Annotated in this window: 12 protein-coding genes; 6 read left to right on the forward strand and 6 right to left on the reverse strand. The window is 57.7% G+C overall.

Annotated features, from left to right (window positions below):
* Window positions 1–191 precede the first annotated feature (191 nt).
* From trhO to PMI18_RS17025, 3 genes are read left to right on the forward strand one after another with little or no spacing between them, the layout of a single operon-like run.
* Entirely contained in the window at window positions 192–1,133 is a 942-nt protein-coding gene (gene trhO, locus PMI18_RS17035; protein ID WP_007899692.1) for an oxygen-dependent tRNA uridine(34) hydroxylase TrhO, read from the forward strand.
* 39 nt (window positions 1,134–1,172) lie between these two features.
* Window positions 1,173–1,775, forward strand: coding sequence for a DsbA family protein (locus PMI18_RS17030; RefSeq protein ID WP_177319021.1), 603 nt, complete (start codon window positions 1,173–1,175; stop codon window positions 1,773–1,775).
* Entirely contained in the window at window positions 1,768–3,585 is a 1,818-nt protein-coding gene (locus PMI18_RS17025; protein ID WP_007899698.1) for an ABC transporter ATP-binding protein, read from the forward strand. The genes PMI18_RS17030 and PMI18_RS17025 overlap by 8 nt, the downstream gene beginning before the upstream one ends.
* 13 nt (window positions 3,586–3,598) lie before the next feature.
* On the opposite strand, the gene PMI18_RS17020 is transcribed toward PMI18_RS17025, so the two are convergent.
* Entirely contained in the window at window positions 3,599–8,230 is a 4,632-nt protein-coding gene (locus PMI18_RS17020) for a deaminase domain-containing protein (RefSeq protein WP_007899700.1), read from the reverse strand.
* A gap of 302 nt (window positions 8,231–8,532) precedes the next feature.
* Between PMI18_RS17020 and PMI18_RS17015 the strand changes: the two genes are divergently transcribed.
* Both PMI18_RS17015 and PMI18_RS17010 read left to right on the forward strand, forming a co-directional pair.
* Window positions 8,533–10,992 (forward strand): EAL domain-containing protein, encoded by a 2,460-nt coding sequence (locus PMI18_RS17015; protein WP_007899702.1) that lies wholly within the window; start codon window positions 8,533–8,535, stop codon window positions 10,990–10,992.
* Between the two features lie 76 nt (window positions 10,993–11,068).
* Window positions 11,069–11,830, forward strand: a complete 762-nt coding sequence (locus tag PMI18_RS17010; RefSeq protein ID WP_443200868.1) for a TenA family transcriptional regulator — start codon at window positions 11,069–11,071, stop codon at window positions 11,828–11,830.
* A 190-nt stretch (window positions 11,831–12,020) separates the two neighbouring features.
* Here PMI18_RS17010 and PMI18_RS17005 read toward each other — a convergent pair whose 3' ends face one another.
* The 5 genes from PMI18_RS17005 to PMI18_RS16985 form a co-directional block, all read right to left on the reverse strand.
* Window positions 12,021–12,947: a GGDEF domain-containing protein gene (locus PMI18_RS17005; RefSeq protein WP_007899707.1), complete on the reverse strand. Its 927-nt coding sequence runs from the start codon at window positions 12,945–12,947 to the stop codon at window positions 12,021–12,023.
* A 375-nt stretch (window positions 12,948–13,322) separates the two neighbouring features.
* Window positions 13,323–14,063, reverse strand: a complete 741-nt coding sequence (locus tag PMI18_RS17000) for a YciK family oxidoreductase (RefSeq protein WP_007899713.1) — start codon at window positions 14,061–14,063, stop codon at window positions 13,323–13,325.
* A 186-nt stretch (window positions 14,064–14,249) separates the two neighbouring features.
* Window positions 14,250–14,921 carry an N-acetylmuramic acid 6-phosphate phosphatase MupP gene (gene mupP, locus PMI18_RS16995; RefSeq protein ID WP_007899714.1) on the reverse strand — a complete coding sequence of 224 codons (672 nt, stop codon included), beginning with the start codon at window positions 14,919–14,921 and terminating at the stop codon, window positions 14,250–14,252.
* Between the two features lie 4 nt (window positions 14,922–14,925).
* Window positions 14,926–15,624, reverse strand: a complete 699-nt coding sequence (gene ubiG / locus PMI18_RS16990) for a bifunctional 2-polyprenyl-6-hydroxyphenol methylase/3-demethylubiquinol 3-O-methyltransferase UbiG (protein ID WP_007899720.1) — start codon at window positions 15,622–15,624, stop codon at window positions 14,926–14,928.
* 57 nt (window positions 15,625–15,681) lie between these two features.
* Complete coding sequence (locus PMI18_RS16985) at window positions 15,682–17,016, reverse strand: TRZ/ATZ family hydrolase (protein WP_007899723.1); 1,335 nt, start codon at window positions 17,014–17,016, stop codon at window positions 15,682–15,684.
* Window positions 17,017–17,125: 109 nt separating this feature from the next.
* On the opposite strand from PMI18_RS16985, the gene mtnA reads away from it, so the two are divergent.
* Window positions 17,126–18,202, forward strand: a complete 1,077-nt coding sequence (gene mtnA / locus PMI18_RS16980; protein ID WP_033036333.1) for an S-methyl-5-thioribose-1-phosphate isomerase — start codon at window positions 17,126–17,128, stop codon at window positions 18,200–18,202.
* The last annotated feature ends 67 nt before the right edge of the window (window positions 18,203–18,269 follow it).

Raw genomic sequence — 18,269 nt, forward strand, 5'->3', positions numbered from 1 at the left:
TGAAAGAGTGCAGTCGCCAGCATTACGACTGCTTCGCAGCCGAGCGGGAGCAAGCTCCCTCGCCACAAAGGCATCTCGCAGTCCTAAAACCACACGGTTTTTGCTAGAATCCGCAACGCGCCGCTCACCCGGCGCGTTTTTTTTCGCGTCCGGTTCACCCCTTACGAGGGTAGCCACCTGGAGAATCACCCATGACACAACAGATTGTCGTGGCGGCACTGTATAAGTTCGTCACCCTGGAAGATTACGTCGCCCTGCGCGAGCCGCTGCTGCAAGCGATGGTCGACAACGGCATCAAAGGCACGCTGCTGATCGCCGAAGAAGGCATCAACGGCACCGTGTCCGGCAGCCGCGAAGGCATTGACGGGTTGATGGCCTGGCTCAAGAACGACCCACGCATGGACGACATCGATCACAAAGAGTCGTACTGCGACGAGCAGCCGTTCTACCGCACCAAAGTCAAACTCAAGAAAGAAATCGTCACCCTCGGCGTTGAAGGCGTCGACCCGAACAAAAAAGTCGGCACCTATGTGGATCCACAGAACTGGAACGCGCTGATCAGCGATCCGGAAGTGCTGCTGATCGACACTCGTAACGACTATGAAGTCTCGATCGGCACCTTCGAAGGCGCCATCGATCCGAAGACCACCAGTTTTCGCGAATTCCCCGACTACATCAAAGCCCATTTCGACCCGGCCGTGCACAAGAAAGTCGCGATGTTCTGCACCGGTGGTATTCGCTGCGAAAAGGCTTCGAGCTACATGCTCAGCCAGGGTTTCGATGAGGTCTATCACCTCAAGGGCGGCATCCTGAAGTACCTCGAAGAGGTGCCGCAGGAAGAAACCAAATGGCAGGGCGACTGCTTCGTGTTCGATAACCGCGTGACCGTTCGTCACGACCTCAGCGAAGGCGACTACGATCAATGTCATGCCTGTCGTACGCCCGTCAGCGTGGAAGACCGTGCATCCGAGCATTATGTGGCCGGCATCAGTTGCCCGCATTGCTGGGATAAGCTGAGCGAGAAAACCCGTCGCAGTGCCATCGACCGGCAGAAGCAGATCGAACTGGCCAAGGCGCGCAACATGCCGCACCCGATCGGTTACAACTACAAGCAAACTCCTTCCGAGGCTTGAACCATGTCTGCACGTCGCCTGCTCTATGTGATGGACCCGATGTGTTCCTGGTGCTGGGGTTTTGCGCCGGTGGCCAAAGCGTTAGTCGAGCAGGCGCAGGCAGCGGGGGTGGACGTGCATCTGGTAGTCGGCGGTTTGCGCACCGGCAGCGGCTCAGCATTGGAGCCGACCACTCGGCGCTACATCCTTGAGCACTGGCAGGCGGTCCACGAGGCCACTGGCCAACCGTTCAAGTTTGAAGGCGCGCTGCCCGACGGGTTTGTCTACGACACCGAGCCGGCGTGTCGGGCGCTGGTGACGGCGCGCAGCCTGGCACCGGATTGCGCGTGGACACTGCTTGGGTTGATCCAGCATGCGTTCTACGCCGAAGGTCGCGACGTCACCCACGCCAGCGTATTGGTGGAACTGGCAGAACAGGCTGGTTTGCCGCGCATCGAGTTCGCCGCCGCCTTCGACCGTGCCGATCAGCACGCAGCCACCGCTGCCGATTTCACTTGGGTCCAGGACCTGGGCATTGCCGGTTTCCCGACCTTGCTGGCAGAGCGTGATGGTCAATTGGCGTTGCTGACCAATGGGTATCAACCTTTGAATGTGTTGTCACCGTTGCTCGGCCGCTGGCTGGAGCGCGCTGCCTGTGCATGATCTGCCCGACGACGTTCCAGCCCCTGCACGTGTCGACCGTCTGAGCTGGGCGGAAATCCGTCGCCTGGCCCTTCACCATAAAAAATCCCTGTGGATCGCCAACGGCGTCGCGGTATTGGCAACGCTGTGCAGCGTGCCGATCCCCTTGCTGTTGCCGTTGCTGGTGGACGAAGTACTGCTGGGCCACGGTGACGCCGCGCTGAAAATCATGAACCACGCGCTGCCCGACGTCTGGCAGAAAGCTGCGGGTTACATTGGTCTGATGCTGCTGGTGACGCTCGTATTACGCTGTGCAGCGTTGTTGTTCAACGTGGTGCAGGCGAAATTGTTTGCGGCGTTGGCCAAGGACATTGTGTATCGGATTCGGGTGCGGCTGATCGAGCGACTCAAGCGCATCTCGTTGGGGGAATACGAAAGCCTGGGCAGCGGCACGGTGACTACGCACCTGGTCACCGACCTGGACACGCTGGACAAATTCGTCGGCGAAACCCTCAGTCGTTTCCTCGTGGCCATGCTGACGCTGGTGGGCACCGCCTCGATCCTGATGTGGATGCACTGGAAACTCGCGCTGCTGATTCTGCTGTTCAACCCGCTGGTGATCTATGCCACGGTGCAGTTGGGCAAGCGGGTCAAACACCTGAAGAAACTCGAGAACGACAGCACTTCGCGCTTCACCCAGGCTTTGACCGAAACCCTGGATGCCATCCAGGAAGTGCGCGCCGGTAATCGTCAGGGCTTTTTCCTCGGACGGCTTGGCCAGCGAGCGCGTGAAGTGCGCGATTACGCCGTGAGTTCACAGTGGAAAACCGATGCATCGAACCGCGCCAGCGGCTTGCTGTTCCAGTTCGGCATCGATATTTTTCGCGCCGCGGCCATGCTCACCGTGCTGTTTTCCGACCTGTCCATCGGCCAGATGCTGGCCGTGTTCAGCTACCTGTGGTTCATGATCGGTCCGGTGGAACAACTGCTCAACCTGCAATACGCCTTTTACGCCGCCGGCGGTGCACTGTCGCGGATCAACGAATTGCTGGCCCGCGCTGATGAGCCGCAGTACACCGGCAGTGTCGACCCGTTCCAGGGACGCGACACGGTAGGCATCGAAGTTCAGGGGCTGAGTTTCGGCTACGGCGACGAGTTGGTGCTGAATCAAATGAACCTGTCGATTGCCCCCGGTGAAAAAGTCGCGATTGTCGGCGCCAGCGGGGGAGGCAAAAGCACCCTGGTGCAGTTGCTGCTTGGCTTGTATACGCCCTTGGCCGGCACCATCCGTTTTGGTGGTTCGACTCAGGAAGAGATCGGCCTGGAAACCGTGCGTGAAAATGTCGCCGTGGTCTTGCAGCATCCGGCACTGTTCAACGACACCGTGCGCGCCAACCTGACCATGGGCCGCGAACGCAGCGACGAAGCCTGCTGGCAGGCATTGGAAATTGCTCAACTGCACAATACGGTGCGTGAGTTGCCCAACGGCCTGGACAGTATTGTCGGGCGCTCCGGTGTGCGTTTATCCGGCGGGCAGCGTCAACGCCTGGCGATTGCGCGGATGGTGTTGGCCGAACCCAAGGTGGTAATCCTCGACGAGGCCACATCCGCTCTGGACGCGGCCACCGAATACAACCTGCACCAGGCACTGGCGCGGTTCTTGAGCAACCGCACCACGCTGATCATTGCGCACCGGTTGTCGGCCGTGAAACAGGCCGACCGGGTGCTGGTGTTCGACGGTGGTCAGGTTGCCGAGGATGGCGACCATCAGCAGCTGATTGCCGATGGTGGGTTGTACGCCAAGCTTTATGGGCATTTGCAGCAGCATTGATCGCGGCGAGCGCTTACTTCCAGATCACGTCCAGCGCACTGGGGTTGCCGTCATAACCGAACTGCTTCATCACCACCGAGCATGAGTCGCACGGTGCCATGGTGGTGGCGATCGTGATGGAATCAAGATCTTTCGGGTCAGGGTATTTGCCTCGAATAACGCCGATGAGTTTACTCTCGGTGTCCAGCGAAGTGGGACGAGACGTGAGCGCAGGTGTGTACTTTTCAATGTTGTCGATGGTGTGCGGGATCGCCTGCAACTTGCCTTCGGGCGTTACGCTAAGTGCCGTCTCCGGGAAGCGGGTTCCACGATCGATGTTGAAGTAACGGGTGCTGCCGACTTTTACCTCGTTCGTAGTCCTGTTTTTGTCAAACAACGGCAGAAAACCGGTATCACCTTGTTGGCCGGAAACGCTGACGTATACCTCACGCACCCCTGCCTTGGTCTTGATCTCTGCGAACGCAATGTTCCTGGGGCTGTGCAGGGGGCGGCCTGTATTTGTGCTGATCAGGTGTTGCAGTTCCATCATCGTCTTATCAATTTTCAATGCTTTAGGTCCTGCCTGAGTCGATGGCCCGACGGTTATGGCTGTTTTCCCGAACAGGTTGTTGAAAATTTCTGCGGTTGTTTCACGCACACTGTCGGGCGCGGCCTTGGACAACGACCAGGTTGCAGCACCATCAGTGGAGCTACGTACGATCATTCTTGTGGAGTGATCGAACAGCGCCGCTTCCCCCGGGCTGGTATCAACCTTGAGCAATTTGAGTGTATCGGGTGGGTTGGCATGGCTACCGATCGAAATGGCGATGTCATCCATGGCTTTCAATGCTCGCTCGACCGACGCCTGGCCATGGATTCTGACCATGTTGTTGGCATTCAGAGAGCCGATGTAGACCACCATCAACTCGCTTTTCAATTCCTCGGGAAGGGTGTCGGCTTTCTTGAACGTCAGAGTGTCGAATACGTTCCGCCCCTTGGCACGCTCGGCAACGTAAAAGTTTCCGGCGTCCAGACGCATGAAAATGTAGTGTTTCGATCCGTCTATTGCTTCGACGATCGTGGCGCCCGTGCGCACTGTATCGACCAGTTCGTGCCCCGCAGAGGGCACGCTGACCATGACGCGCCCATAAATCCCCTTTTGAAATTCCATCGTGGCGGTCAGCGTCGAGGGCATAAGCATCGCATCAATGCGCATTGCAGCTCTGCCGGTAGCCGGGGTGTAGAGGGTATCCCCGAACCAGGGTGCCCAACCTTTGACGTCATCGACGCTCCCGATATCCGGAGCAGGGGCCGGGTCGCGAACGACATAACTTGTCTTGCACAGCTGCGGGCCGGGCGCGCGCGGTACTCGGCAGGGAATCGCCTTGTAGGTGTTCTCCGTCAACTCAGCGCGGCGCAGCGAGCCGTTCTTCAATCGGTAAGGCTGATTGTCGATGAACAGTGTCGTGCTGCCATCGACTTCAAGCACTTCCCGAACACGGCTGTTTTCAGCGAGCTCGACAATGACGTGTCGACTGTTGTTTTCCAGCGTGTTGTAGCGCGAACGCCCCAATGACAGTCCACCCGAGTGGGTAGTGAGCGACGGGCCATAAGGCTTGGACGATACCGGATCAATCAGACGGTAGTTGGCCGCGATATTGCGTACCGGCACGTCGTCGATCCCTCTGATCGTGGCCAGTTGGTCGCCGCTCACCAATGGCCTCCACCGGCCGCCATCGCTTATCTGCGGCAAACTGCGGGCGAAGTCATAATGACCGGCTTTGCCCGCCAGCTGCTTGACCTGGAAAATGCCGAATCGGCCTAATTTCAACCCCCTTGTTCCCAACGCCTTGAGCAACTGCCCGATGCCGTCAACAGGGTTCAGTTCTAGCAGAGTCAAAATAATCAACTCTTTGGTCAGTGCCGTAAACGCGGGAAGTCTGGCGCGCAAGGTCAGACGGCCTGCATTGCTGATCAGCTTTGCCGAGCCCGAAGCAAACTTGCCGACGGGCAATGCAAATGACGCCAGGTCGGTAAATAGCCCGAACGCTCCGTTGATCAGGCGCGTTTTGTCTCCCGACGCCAGATCTTCGATACTTTTCCAGAAGGGCACGAAGGCCTTGATAATTTCGAGAGTTTCTTCTTTATCGGCCTTTTCCTTTTCAAACGCTGTCTGCCCGTAGGCGGTTGTGTAAAGTTTTTTTGGATCTATGAATAGTAAGTGGGTGGCAATGAAATCGCTGATTTCCGTGCAACGGGGTGAGAACAGCGTCAGCGGAACGTTATTTGAAGTTGCCACGGTATCGGGAGGCGCGGTGAAAGCGTTACCCAGTTGTTCGATGATTGCCTGGCAAACCGCTCCCTTCTTCGGTGTGCTCCCGGTTGCATGAGCGTCCCAGTCAAACGGTAATTCCTCATGGCGTAATACCGATACGGAGACGGTCGATTTACCGGTACGCCACTGCTCAGTCTTTTCGGCACCGCCGAATTGTTCCGGAGCAAGGTTTTCGATGCGGCGTATCACGCCTGCTCTGGGCAGCAATTCGTAGGTCCTTGTTTCGTTGGCGTAGGTTGTTTGCAACACAAACCCATTGCGGGTTCGTAGCGGCAGGATTATTTCGGGTGTTTCGTTCTGAGCCTCGACACCGCTGGTTTCCTTTCTCAGGCTGTAGATTTTCAGTTCGCCCGATTCAATGGCCTGGCGATCAGAGAACGCAAGCGACGCCAATTGACTGCTGATCAGCGTTTTATAAGCAGTTGTCTGTTGTTCCAGATGACTTTGGAAACTTTGATAGAACTCGGTTTTGACGTCAGGCAGGGTGCCGCGCACTATCGGTATCCCCGACGTGGAGAATAAGTCGTCGAAGGTCGCCGTTATGTACCGTTTGCTGTTTATGCTGAAAAAACATGTGCTGCGGGAGCCGTCACTTAGTGTGTAATACCATCGTGTCTGATTATCGAGCTCATCCGAAGCCAGGACGTCGATAAGCGAGTAATAGTCATACTCCTTGCCGGGGAGCGTCGGCACGCTATTCCACCGTATCGATTCCTGACGCTTCCTTGCCACTTTTCGACCTTGCTCTACATAGCGTTTTCCAAAGAACTTCTGCGCGACTGTTTTCGCCATCGACATTCGTTGGGGTGGTTCTTCCTTGAGTAGGGTGATCGAATCGTTGAGCGCGCTGATGTGTTTATCCAGTTCCGATAGTGCCAGTTCAATCTCGGACTGCGTGTAATCCTCACGATGTTTTTGCAGGATGACCCCTTGGGTCACGGCCCAGTCGAGTGTCGGCAGCAGCCGCGCCAGGCTGATCTCATTCAGTTGCTCCCTGGTCGCGGCTTCAGCCCGTTGGAGAGGCAAGTTGACCAGTTGCTGAAAAGTCATCCTGCGCAAGGCCGTGGGATCGGTGGTGTTGATCAGGTTCACGCCGTTGACGAAGTTCACCCAGACGACGGAACTCCTGTACGCAAGGTCGGGCGGAATATCGTTGACGCCGAACTCAGTGGGAAACTGGCCCAGAAACAACCTTGCAATAACAGCCGCTTCTTTTTCCGACGATGCCCGCTTTGTCGAGAGGAGATGGGTTTCGAATTCGCGCCAGATAGCCTGATAACTCTTTCCCCAGTGTGAACGAGACTGCCAGTCGAAACCGGTGATCCCGTCGGGATGCTCGCTGGTCGGCGATTTCAGCCATATTTGCAGTGCATTGGCGACTACTTTGGTGCGGATCTGCGGCGAGGTCTCTTCGCCGGTTTTTCCCCCGTACCAATCCATCACCGACAGTAAGATCGTTGCAAGCTTCTCGGCTTCCGGGCCCTGCAGGATTTTTTGCAGATAAACAGTTGGCGTTGCCCGCACCTGTTCAATAGTGGCTGAGGGAAGAACGTCTTGGGCGAGATAGGTCAGAAGGGAAGTGCTGCTCTGCGGCAGAAATTTAATGACGGCGTCGACTATTTCCCTGGCAATAAGCTGTGCTTGCCATTTCTGCCTGTCGACCTGGGAAGGATCCGAGGAGGCGGAGAGGACGGTTTGTATCACCGCGCGATCTTTTTCGGTGGGACGGCGCCTCAGGTCGAGAATGTTGAAGTCATCCTCCAGACCCAAACGATAGCTGGCGATCCTTTCTTCAACAGTATCGGTGGCGGCTTTATGGGCGGCAGTGTCTGCCTGATCCCACGGTGCGATACCGTAAAATGTGGCGATGCCGGGCAGACTGACAAGGCGGTCATAGCGAATTTCTCCACCCATCAATGTGGCTGACTTTTCGATCCGGGTTGTCAGTACTTGCAAGCTTGCATGCCCGCGTATCGGCAAGACGACCTTTTTTTCGCTGCCGCGATTCGATGTCTCGTAGACGTAGACCCCGTCTCTGAGGGTGACCATCAGATAATGGGGGGAAACTTTGTGCTTTTTGCACAACTCCAGGTAGTCGGTCGTTTTCAGTAACTGTTGCAAGGCCTCCTGGCCCGTTTCGTTTTCCTGGTCCAGGGGGGAGAAAGTGCGGGGCTTGAGTAGGGTTTTCCTGAACTGGGAAATCGAACCGATTTCGGCACGCATGAAGGACAGCAACAGTTCATAGTCCTCCAACTGGCTTTGATACACCTGCGTTGCGGACGGGGATGCGTCTTGGGTGTCGGTTGATGCAGAGCTAAAAAGCGTTGGCATGGTGTGCTTTCTCGTTGTTCGTTGTTTTGGATGGTTTTCGTGCTGTTGCACGCCGTCGATTACAACGATTCATACGAGAAATCGTGCGGTATATAGATATTGCGAAAGCTTTGAGGAAGGTATTTCCCCTCTGGGGCGCGATCGTCGAGCGTGGCGCGGGTCTATTGATGAAAAAACTGTCTGTGAGGACTTGCTCAAGGATGACAGCAGGTTCGCACTTGTCGGGATCACGATCGCACCCTAGTCTAGCGATAGCGATTTCAACCTGATGATGATCTGGTAGTGCGTACGTAAAGGACCTCATGAAGCAGAAACGGACTCTCGGAACCCCTCGGTTGTTGGGCATCGTCTGGCCTTTTATCGCCGTCGTGTTATTTCAGGCAGTGTTGGGAGGTGTCAGTCTTTACGTTCTTTCGGCGGTACGCGGCTACGTCGGTGGTGAAAGCCTGTGGTCCAAGGGCCAGAAAGACGCCATCTATTACCTCAATCTCTACGCCGACAGTCGCGACGAAACAATTTTTCTCAAATACCAGAACGCAATTGCGGTGCCTCAGGGTGGCCATGAATTGCGTCTGGCGCTGGATCATCAGCCTCCGAATATCGAGGCGGCGCGGGTCGCGATCCTCAAGGGCGGCAACCACCCTGACGACGTCTCCAGCCTGATTTGGCTGTACCTCAATTTCCGCCACTTCAGTTACCTTGAAAAAGCCATCGACCTCTGGACGGTCGGTGACGCGTACCTGGTGCGACTCGATAACGTCGCACGGGAGATGCATCAGCGCATTGCCGATAGCCAGGTCACCGATGCCGACGTCAAACGCTGGAAAGACCAGATTTTTGCCATCAACGATGGCGTGACGCCTGCCGCCAAAGCGTTCAGCGACGCCTTGGGCGAAGGCTCGCGGGTGATTCTCCGGCTGCTGTTGGTGACGAACCTCGCCACCGCGCTGGGGTTGATTGTGTTGGCCCTGCTGCGTACTCATAAACTGCTCAAGCAGCGCCATGCCTTCGCCGATGCCTTGCAGTTGGAGAAAGACCGGGCGCAGATCACTCTGCAATCGATTGGCGATGGGGTGATCACCACGGATGTCGAGGGTGCGATTGTCTATATGAATCCGGCCGCCGAGGCCTTGACTCACTGGAAGGCCGAACAGGCGGCGGGGTTGCCATTGGCGGCGCTGTTCAATCTGCTGGACGAGAACGCTCAGGCCGACGGTTTTACCTTGATCGAGCACATTTTGAGCGGTCAGCTCAGCGGTGGCAGCGAGCATTCCAAACTGATCCAGCGTCTGGATGGCAGCACGGTTTCGGTCACACTGGTCGGTGCGCCAATCCGCAATACGGGCAAGGTCAGTGGCACCGTGCTGGTGCTGCATGACATGACCCAGGAGCGACAGTACATCGCCAATCTGTCGTGGCAGGCGACCCATGACGCCCTGACCGGGCTGGCCAACCGCCGCGAATTCGAATATCGCCTCGAACAGGCCCTGCATAACCTGATACGCCAAGCGGGGCGTCACGCTTTGATGTTTCTCGATCTGGATCAATTCAAACTGGTCAACGACACCTGCGGTCATGCGGCGGGCGACGAGCTGTTGCGGCATATCTGTGCGTTGTTGCAATCAGGTTTGCGCGAAGGCGACACCCTGGCCCGATTGGGTGGCGACGAGTTCGGCATACTGTTGGAAAACTGCGCGCCGGAAGCGGCCGAGAAAATCGCCGAGGGCCTGCGCCAGACCGTGCAGAACCTGCATTTTGTCTGGAAAGGCCGGCCGTTCGTGACCACCGTGAGTATCGGTCTGGTGCATGTGGCCCAGAATCCGGCCACCCTCGAAGCCTCGCTGCGGGCCGCTGACATGGCTTGTTATATGGCCAAGGAAAAGGGTCGCAACCGGGTTCAGGTCTATCACGCCGACGACTCGGAGCTGTCCCTGCGTTTTGGCGAGATGGCCTGGGTGCAGCGCCTGCACGTAGCGTTGGAAGAAAACCGCTTCTGTCTGTACTCCCAGGAAATCGCGCCCCTTGGCTCTGACGAGCAGGGCCGCGGGCATATCGAAATCCTGCTGCGCCTGCATGACGAAGCGGGGCGCATGATTCTGCCGGACAGTTTCATTCCGGCCGCCGAGCGTTACGGTTTGATGACGTCGATTGACCGTTGGGTGGTGGAAAATGTTTTCAAGGTCATTGCCCAATGCATCGCTGAAGAGCGCGCAGGGCCGTTGGCCATGTGTGCGATAAATCTGTCAGGTATTACTATCGGAGATGAGGCGTTTCTGGACTTCCTTCGTGAACAATTTGTTGCATATTCAATTCCACCTGAAATGATTTGTTTTGAAATTACAGAAACCAGTGCGATTGCAAATCTGGGTAGCGCAATTAGATTTATCAATGAACTCAAAGGTTTAGGTTGTTATTTTTCGCTAGATGACTTTTGCGCTGGTATGTCCTCATTCGCTTACTTGAAACATTTACCTGTAGACTTCCTGAAGATCGACGGGAGTTTCGTAAAGGATATGCTGGACGACCCGATTAACCGCGCCATGGTCGAAGTGATCAATCACATCGGTCATGTCATGGGTAAGCGCACGATTGCCGAGTTCGTTGAAACACCTCAGATCGAGCAGGCATTGCTGGAGATCGGGGTGGATTACGCTCAAGGGTATGTGATTGAACGCCCGCATCTGTTTACCTGGGATAGTTTGCAAAGTCGTCCAGCCCGGCCCCGACCTTTGTTGTTCAAGGCGCCCGGCACGTTCCGTTGAAACTTTTGTTGATCTGAAAATCACAATCAAAAGGAGCGCGACAGTGATCGACACATTCAACAGAACCGGACCACTCATGGAAGCTGCAAGTTACCCCGCCTGGGCTCAGCAACTGATCCAGGATTGCAGCGAGAGCAAGCGCCGGGTTGTCGGACACGAACTGTATCAACGCATGCGAGATAACAAACTCAGTGCAAAAACCATGCGCCAGTACCTTATTGGTGGCTGGCCGGTGGTCGAACAGTTCGCTTTGTACATGGCACAGAACCTGACCAAGACCCGTTTTGCGCGCCACCCTGGCGAAGACATGGCGCGTCGCTGGCTGATGCGCAACATTCGCGTCGAATTGAACCATGCCGATTACTGGGTGCATTGGAGCCGTGCTCACGGTATCAGCCTGGAAGATCTACAAGCCCAACAGGTGGCCCCTGAGCTTCACGCCTTGAGCCACTGGTGCTGGCACACCAGTTCGTCGGACTCGCTGATCGTGGCCATCGCGGCCACCAACTACGCCATCGAGGGTGCGACCGGGGAGTGGTCGGCGCTGGTCTGTTCCAGTGGCGTCTACGCGGCAGCGTTCCCCGAGGAAGATCGCAAGCGGGCCATGAAGTGGTTGAAGATGCACGCCCAGTATGACGATGCCCATCCATGGGAAGCGCTGGAAATCATCTGCACCCTGGCGGGCATGAACCCGAGCAAAGCACTGCAAGTGGAATTGCGCCAGGCTGTCTGCAAAAGTTACGACTACATGTATCTGTTCCTGGAACGTTGCATGCAGTTGGAACTGGCAGTGAAAACCCCGGTAGCCCGTGAGCGGATGGCGTTGGCTGAAAGCTGATCCCCTGAAAACAACACAAACCAAATGTGGGAGCAAACCTGTGGCGAGGGGGCTCGCCCCCGTTTGAGTGCGTAGCACTCACAAGATCTTTGGTACATCAGAGATTTGGGGGCTGCTTCGCAGCCCAGCGGGGGCGAGCCCCCTCGCCACGGGCCCGCTCCCACATTGGTTATACAGCGGTGCTGAAATATCAGCCCGCCATCGCAAGGCGATTACGCCCCTCACGCTTGGCCACATACAACGCACTGTCGGCCCGTCGCAACAGACTCTCGGCAGATTCGCCGGGCAGCAGCGTCGAGCAACCGATGCTGACCGTCAGCTCGATCACCTTCCCCTCGGCCTCATAGTCCTGAGCCTGCGCCGCAAACCGCAGTCGTTCACCGATCATGGCTGCAGCTTCCCGACTGGTGTTAGAAAGCAGAATCAGGAATTCTTCGCCACCAAACCGGAACACCATATCGACGTTGCGCAACTGGTTTTTGATCGAGGCTGCGACGGCCTTCAGCACTTCATCGCCGGCGCTGTGCCCGTAGGTGTCGTTGATCTGTTTGAAGTGATCGATGTCCAGCATCAACAGCGACAGGGGTTGCGAGTGTCGCCGCGACATTTCGATTTCCCGTTCCAGCGTCTGATCCATAGCGATGCGGTTGCCGGTATCGGTCAGCGGATCACGCAATGCACTTTGAGTCGCCGCTCGGTAGAGCAGAGCGTTTCGCATGGGGAAGAGCAGGGTCGACAACAGTGACTCCAGGTTGCCCTGTTCCTGGTCACTGAAACGCTGATTGCGACGGAACACCAGCTCACCCAATTGCTCGCCTTCATGGCTGAGGCTGTAGCTGATTGAATGATGACCCCGCGTGCCGAATTGCAGGCGCAAGTCGCTGGGTTGATGTTCGTAACTCAAGGCATCCAGCGGCACAAGGCGCTGAATTTCACGGAAGAAAAGTCCGAGAATGCGTTGCGGCTCAAGACTGGTTTGCAGTTGCAGGCCCAGCGCTTGGCGCAATTGCGCAAGACTGGCGGGCCGCTCCAGGAGGGGAGGCTGCTGACCAAAGCCCAGGCGTTGCAATTTGGCACTGTCGAAGTCAATTGCGTTGGTCTGGGAAGGTGATTTCATATGGCGTGAGCCCCTAAAGCAGTAAGGCTGTCTTACAGGCTGGGTGAGAGCGGCTTTGGGCTGCGCGTCATACTGGTCCATCAGTCCCGTAGGACATTTGGCACGAGTTTAGTCCGCTTTGCCGAAGATTAGTAACCTATCGGCTCAAGCTCCGCCTCGTCTGCTTTCACACGGCGTGTCTGAGCAAATTTAGAGCGAAAGTCGTGCCATTCGGTTCAGTCGAATAAAAAGCTTTAAAAATCAGAATGCTGGAAGGTCATGCGAGGGGAGTTGCGGAGGGTGATGACATTTATTTGACTTGAAGCAGGGGTAGTTACCACCGGGTTTGAGTGCCGCGGCGGGAAGCCGTCGCGGCAGAAAAGCGACGCACGGACACTACTGAGCGTTGAATGCCTGACCATTGATGCCGGTACTGTCCGGACCCATCAGGTAAAGGTAGACCGGCATGATCTCCTCGGGTGTCGGGTTGTTCAGCGGGTTTTCACCGGGGTAGGCTTGGGCGCGCATGCTGGTACGGGTAGCTCCGGGGTTGATGCTGTTGGAACGCACCGGTGCCACGGTGTCTACTTCGTCGGCCAGGGTTTGCATCAGGCCTTCGGTAGCGAACTTGGAAACGCCGTAAGCGCCCCAGTACGCACGACCCTTGCGACCGACGCTGCTGGAGGTGAACACCACCGAGGCGTCCTGAGACAGCTTGAGCAGTGGCAGCAGGGTGCTGGTGAGCATGAACATGGCGTTGACGTTGACGTGCATGACGCGCATGAAGTTCTCGCCGGACAACTGCTCGATCGGGGTGCGCGGACCGATGATCGAGGCGTTGTGCAGCAAGCCGTCGAGGTGGCCGAACTCGGTCTCGATCATGGCCGCGAGTTCATCGTATTGATGAGGCAGTGCGGTTTCCAGATTGAACGGAATCACGGCGGGTTGTGGATGCCCGGCGGCTTCGATTTCGTCGTAGACCTGAGTCAGGTTGGCTTCGGTCTTGCCCAGCAACAGCACGGTGGCGCCGTGGGCGGCGTAGGTTTTTGCGGCGGCAGCGCCGATGCCACGGCCAGCGCCGGTGACCAGGATGACCCGATCCTTGAGCAATTCAGGGCGGGCGGAATAATCAAACATAAAAAACCTCACAACAATTCAACAGGCAGGCATCGTACTTGTGGCGAGGGAGCTTGCTCCCGCTCGGCTGCGAAGCAGTCGTAAAAACCTGCAAATGCGGTGTGCCTGAAAGAATGCGTTCATAGATAGAGGGGCCGCTTCGCAGCCCAGCGGGAGCAAGCTCCCTCGCCACAAAAGCCTCTGTGTTCAGCAACTGCACAAAGCGTTATCCAACACATCGAGCAACGCCAGCGGATGATCGATCACCACGTCCGCGCCCCAGTGCTTGGGGTTATCGTCCGGGTGAATATAGCCGTAGGTCACTGCGCAGGTTTTGGTGCCAGCATCGCGGCCGGATTCGATGTCCCGCAGGTCATCGCCCACAAACAGCACGCTGGCCGGGTCCAGGTCGAGCATCTTGCACGCCAGGATCAACGGCTCCGGATCCGGTTTGCTGTTTTTCACATGATCGGGGCAAATCAGCACCTTCGAACGTTCGGCCAGGCCCAGCTGCTGCATGATCGGTTCGGCGAAACGCACCGGTTTGTTGGTGACCACGCCCCAGATCAGGTTGGCCTTTTCGATTTTCTCCAGCACTTCGGCCATGCCGTCGAACAGATGGCTGTGGACCGCGCAACCCTTGAGGTAGCGGTCGAGGAATTCCTGACGCAGTTCCTCGAACCCCGGCGATTCCGGGTCCATGGAAAAGTTTGCGGCGACCATCGCCTTGGCGCCGCCGGAAATTTCATCGCGAATGTGTTGAGTGTTGATTGGCGGCAAACCACGATCAGCGCGCATCGCCTGGCAGATGGCGATGAAATCCGGCGCAGTGTCGAGCAGAGTGCCGTCCATGTCGAAAAGGACTGCTCTGATACGCATCGGCTTACTCCTCGCGCAGGGTCTGGATCATGTAATTGACGTCGACATCGGCCGCCAGTTTGTAATGCTTGGTCAACGGATTGTAGGTCAGGCCGATGATGTCCTTGACGGTCAGGCCGGCCATGCGGCTCCAGGCGCCAAGCTCGGAGGGGCGGATGAACTTCTTGAAGTCGTGGGTGCCGCGTGGCAGCAACTTCATGATGTATTCGGCGCCGACGATGGCGAACAGATAGGCCTTCGGGTTGCGGTTGATGGTGGAGAAGAACACCTGGCCGCCCGGTTTGACCATTTTGAAGCAGGCGCGGATGACCGACGACGGATCCGGCACGTGTTCAAGCATTTCCAGGCATGTCACCACGTCGAACTGCTCGGGCATTTCTTCGGCCAGGGCTTCGGCGGTGATCTGCCGGTACTCGACGCTCACGCCGGATTCCAGTTGGTGCAGCTGAGCGACGGCCAGCGGCGCTTCGCCCATGTCGATGCCCATTACGGTCGCGCCGCGTTGAGCCATGGCTTCGCTGAGGATGCCGCCGCCGCAACCGACGTCGAGGACTTTCTTACCGGCCAGATGGACCCGCTCATCGATCCAGTTGACCCGTAGCGGGTTGATGTCGTGCAGCGGTTTGAACTCGCTTTCGCGGTCCCACCAGCGATGGGCCAGGGCTTCGAATTTGGCGATTTCGGCGTAGTCGACGTTGCTCATGGTGTCAGTCCTCTAAAACTTGAAAAATCCTGTTGCCCCGGTTTTGGTCCAGGGTGCTTACGATTCGGTATGGCCACTAATGCGCTGGCCCCAGGCCTTGGCAGTGGCGCACAGCTGTGTTTCATCCAGGCGGGTCAAGCGGCGGTCGTCGAGCAGTTGCTTGCCGGCGACCCAAAGGTGTTTCACGCAGTCGCGACCAGTGGCATAGATCAGTTGCGAAACCGGGTCGTAGACCGGTTGCTGCGCCAGGCCCGACAGGTCGAACGCGACGATGTCCGCCGCTTTACCGACTTCCAGCGAACCCGTTTCAGCTTCGATGCCCAGCGCGCGGGCGCCATTGAGCGTGGCCATGCGCAGGGCGCGATGGGCGTCCAGCGCCGTGGCCGACCCGGCGACGGCCTTGGCCAGCAACGCAGCGGTGCGGGTTTCGCCGAGCAGGTCGAGGTCATTATTGCTGGCCGCGCCATCGGTGCCGACCGCCACATTGACCCCGGCCTGCCACAAGCGCTCGACCGGGCAGAAACCGCTGGCCAGCTTCAGGTTCGACTCCGGGCAATGAATCACATGGGTGTTACTTTCTACCAGCAGCATCAGGTCTTCATCGCTGATCTGGGTCATGTGAACGGCCTGCAGGCGCGGCCCGAGCAGGCCCAGGCGGCCAAGGCGGGCCAGCGGGCGTTCGCCGCACTGCTCGACCGACTGCTGCACTTCGAAAGCGGTTTCGTGGACGTGCATATGAATCGAGGCGTCCAGTTCTTCGGCGATCACCCGGATTTTTTCCAGGGTTTCGTCGCCCACGGTGTAGGGTGCATGGGGCCCAAAGGTGACTTTGATCCGCTCGTGATGCTTGAGATCACCGAATAATTCAACGCCCTGACGAATGGCTTCATCCGCCGTGGCGGCGCCTGGAATAGGGAAATCGAGGATCGGAATGGCGATCTGGGCGCGAATGCCGCTGTTATGTACGCATTCGCTGGCGACCTTCGGGAAGAAATACATGTCGGAGAAACAGGTGATGCCGCCTTTGATCTGCTCGGCGATGGCCAGGTCGGTGCCGTCGCGTACGAACGCCTCGTCTACCCATTTGGCTTCAGCGGGCCAAATGTGCTTTTCCAGCCAGGTCATCAGCGGGAGATCGTCGGCCAGGCCGCGGAACAGCGTCATTGCCGCATGCCCGTGAGCATTGATCAGGCCGGGGCTGAGCAGAATGTCCGGCAATTCGCGGACTTCGGTTGCGTTAAACTTCAAGGCTGCTGCGCGCGGGCCGATAAATACGATACGACCGTCGCGGATGCCCAGGGCGTGCTCTTTAAGGACCACGCCAGCCGGTTCGACGGGTACCAGCCAGGTCGGCAGCAATAACAGGTCGAGCGCAGCGGTGGGGGTCGGCATCGAAAGTCGGTTCCAGTGCTTTTGTAAAGGATGGCGAAGTATACCCGAGCGTCTTCGCGGGGGGCTCGCTATAATCGGCGGTTTTTGTTCATGAGTGCGGGGTATGGGGATGCGCGATCGACTGTTGGCTGCGGAGAAGGTGAAGGCCATCGATTGGCGTAATGACGCCCTGTATTTGCTGGATCAGCGTATTTTGCCGTTCGAGGAAACCTGGATCGCCTACACCAGCGCCGCGGGCGTGGCTGAGGCCATTCGCTCAATGGTGGTGCGCGGCGCGCCGGCCATTGGCATCAGTGCGGCGTATGCCATGGTGCTGTCAGCCCGCGCCCGAATGGCCGAGGGCGGTGACTGGCAGGCCGCGTGGGAAGAGGATTACGCGTTACTGGTCGATTCCCGTCCAACAGCGGTTAATCTGTTCTGGGCCTTGAGTCGCATGCGCGACCGCCTGGACCGCCTCAAGGACGACGCAGACCCTCTGGCGGCGCTGGAGGCGGAGGCCATCGCCATCCATGAAAGTGATCGCGAAGCCAACCTGACCATGGCCCAACTGGGCGTGGACTTGATCCGCAAGCATCAGGGTAATGCCCAGGCGATCCTCACGCACTGCAATACCGGCGCGTTGGCCACGGGGGGCTTCGGCACGGCGCTGGGAGTGATTCGCGGGGCGTTCATCGAAGGCATGGTCGAGCGCGTCTACGCCGATGAAACCCGTCCGTGGCTGCAAGGTTCGCGTTTGACTGCATGGGAATTGGCCAATGAAGGCATTCCCGTGACCCTCAATGCCGATTCCGCCGCTGCGCATATCATGAAAACCAAAGGCGTGACCTGGGTGATCGTCGGCGCCGACCGCATTACCGCCAATGGTGATGTGGCGAACAAGATCGGCACCTACCAACTGGCGGTCAATGCCATGCACCACGGCGTGCGCTTCATGGTGGTGGCGCCGAGTTCGACCATCGACATGAACCTGGCCAGTGGCGACGAGATTCCCATCGAAGAACGCGATGGTCGCGAATTGCTGGAGGTCGGCGGCAAGCGGCTCGGAGCGAATGTCGATGCGTTCAACCCGATATTCGATGTGACCCCGGCTGACCTGATCGATGTGATCGTCACCGAAAAAGGCATCGTCGAACGGCCGGATACCGCGAAAATGGCGCAGTTGATGTGCCGCAAGCGTCTGCATTGATGATTTCTGGCTCCTGAGAGATTGCCATCGCGAGCAGGCTCGCTCCCACAGGGGATTTGTGCACGAT

Source organism: Pseudomonas sp. GM102 (genome assembly GCF_000282555.1).
GTDB lineage: Bacteria > Pseudomonadota > Gammaproteobacteria > Pseudomonadales > Pseudomonadaceae > Aquipseudomonas.

Bases quoted from the DNA above. Each gene is read 5' to 3' on its own strand.
- mtnA (WP_033036333.1), top strand. From the start codon at position 17,126: ATGCGCGATCGACTGTTGGCTGCGGAGAAGGTGAAGGCCATCGATTGG.
- PMI18_RS17015 (WP_007899702.1), top strand. From the start codon at position 8,533: ATGAAGCAGAAACGGACTCTCGGAACCCCTCGGTTGTTGGGCATCGTC.
- ubiG (WP_007899720.1), bottom strand. From the start codon at position 15,624: ATGAGCAACGTCGACTACGCCGAAATCGCCAAATTCGAAGCCCTGGCC.
- PMI18_RS17010 (WP_443200868.1), top strand. From the start codon at position 11,069: ATGGAAGCTGCAAGTTACCCCGCCTGGGCTCAGCAACTGATCCAGGAT.
- PMI18_RS17000 (WP_007899713.1), bottom strand. From the start codon at position 14,063: ATGTTTGATTATTCCGCCCGCCCTGAATTGCTCAAGGATCGGGTCATC.
- PMI18_RS17030 (WP_177319021.1), top strand. From the start codon at position 1,173: ATGTGTTCCTGGTGCTGGGGTTTTGCGCCGGTGGCCAAAGCGTTAGTC.
- mupP (WP_007899714.1), bottom strand. From the start codon at position 14,921: ATGCGTATCAGAGCAGTCCTTTTCGACATGGACGGCACTCTGCTCGAC.
- PMI18_RS16985 (WP_007899723.1), bottom strand. From the start codon at position 17,016: ATGCCGACCCCCACCGCTGCGCTCGACCTGTTATTGCTGCCGACCTGG.
- PMI18_RS17005 (WP_007899707.1), bottom strand. From the start codon at position 12,947: ATGAAATCACCTTCCCAGACCAACGCAATTGACTTCGACAGTGCCAAA.
- trhO (WP_007899692.1), top strand. From the start codon at position 192: ATGACACAACAGATTGTCGTGGCGGCACTGTATAAGTTCGTCACCCTG.
- PMI18_RS17020 (WP_007899700.1), bottom strand. From the start codon at position 8,230: ATGCCAACGCTTTTTAGCTCTGCATCAACCGACACCCAAGACGCATCC.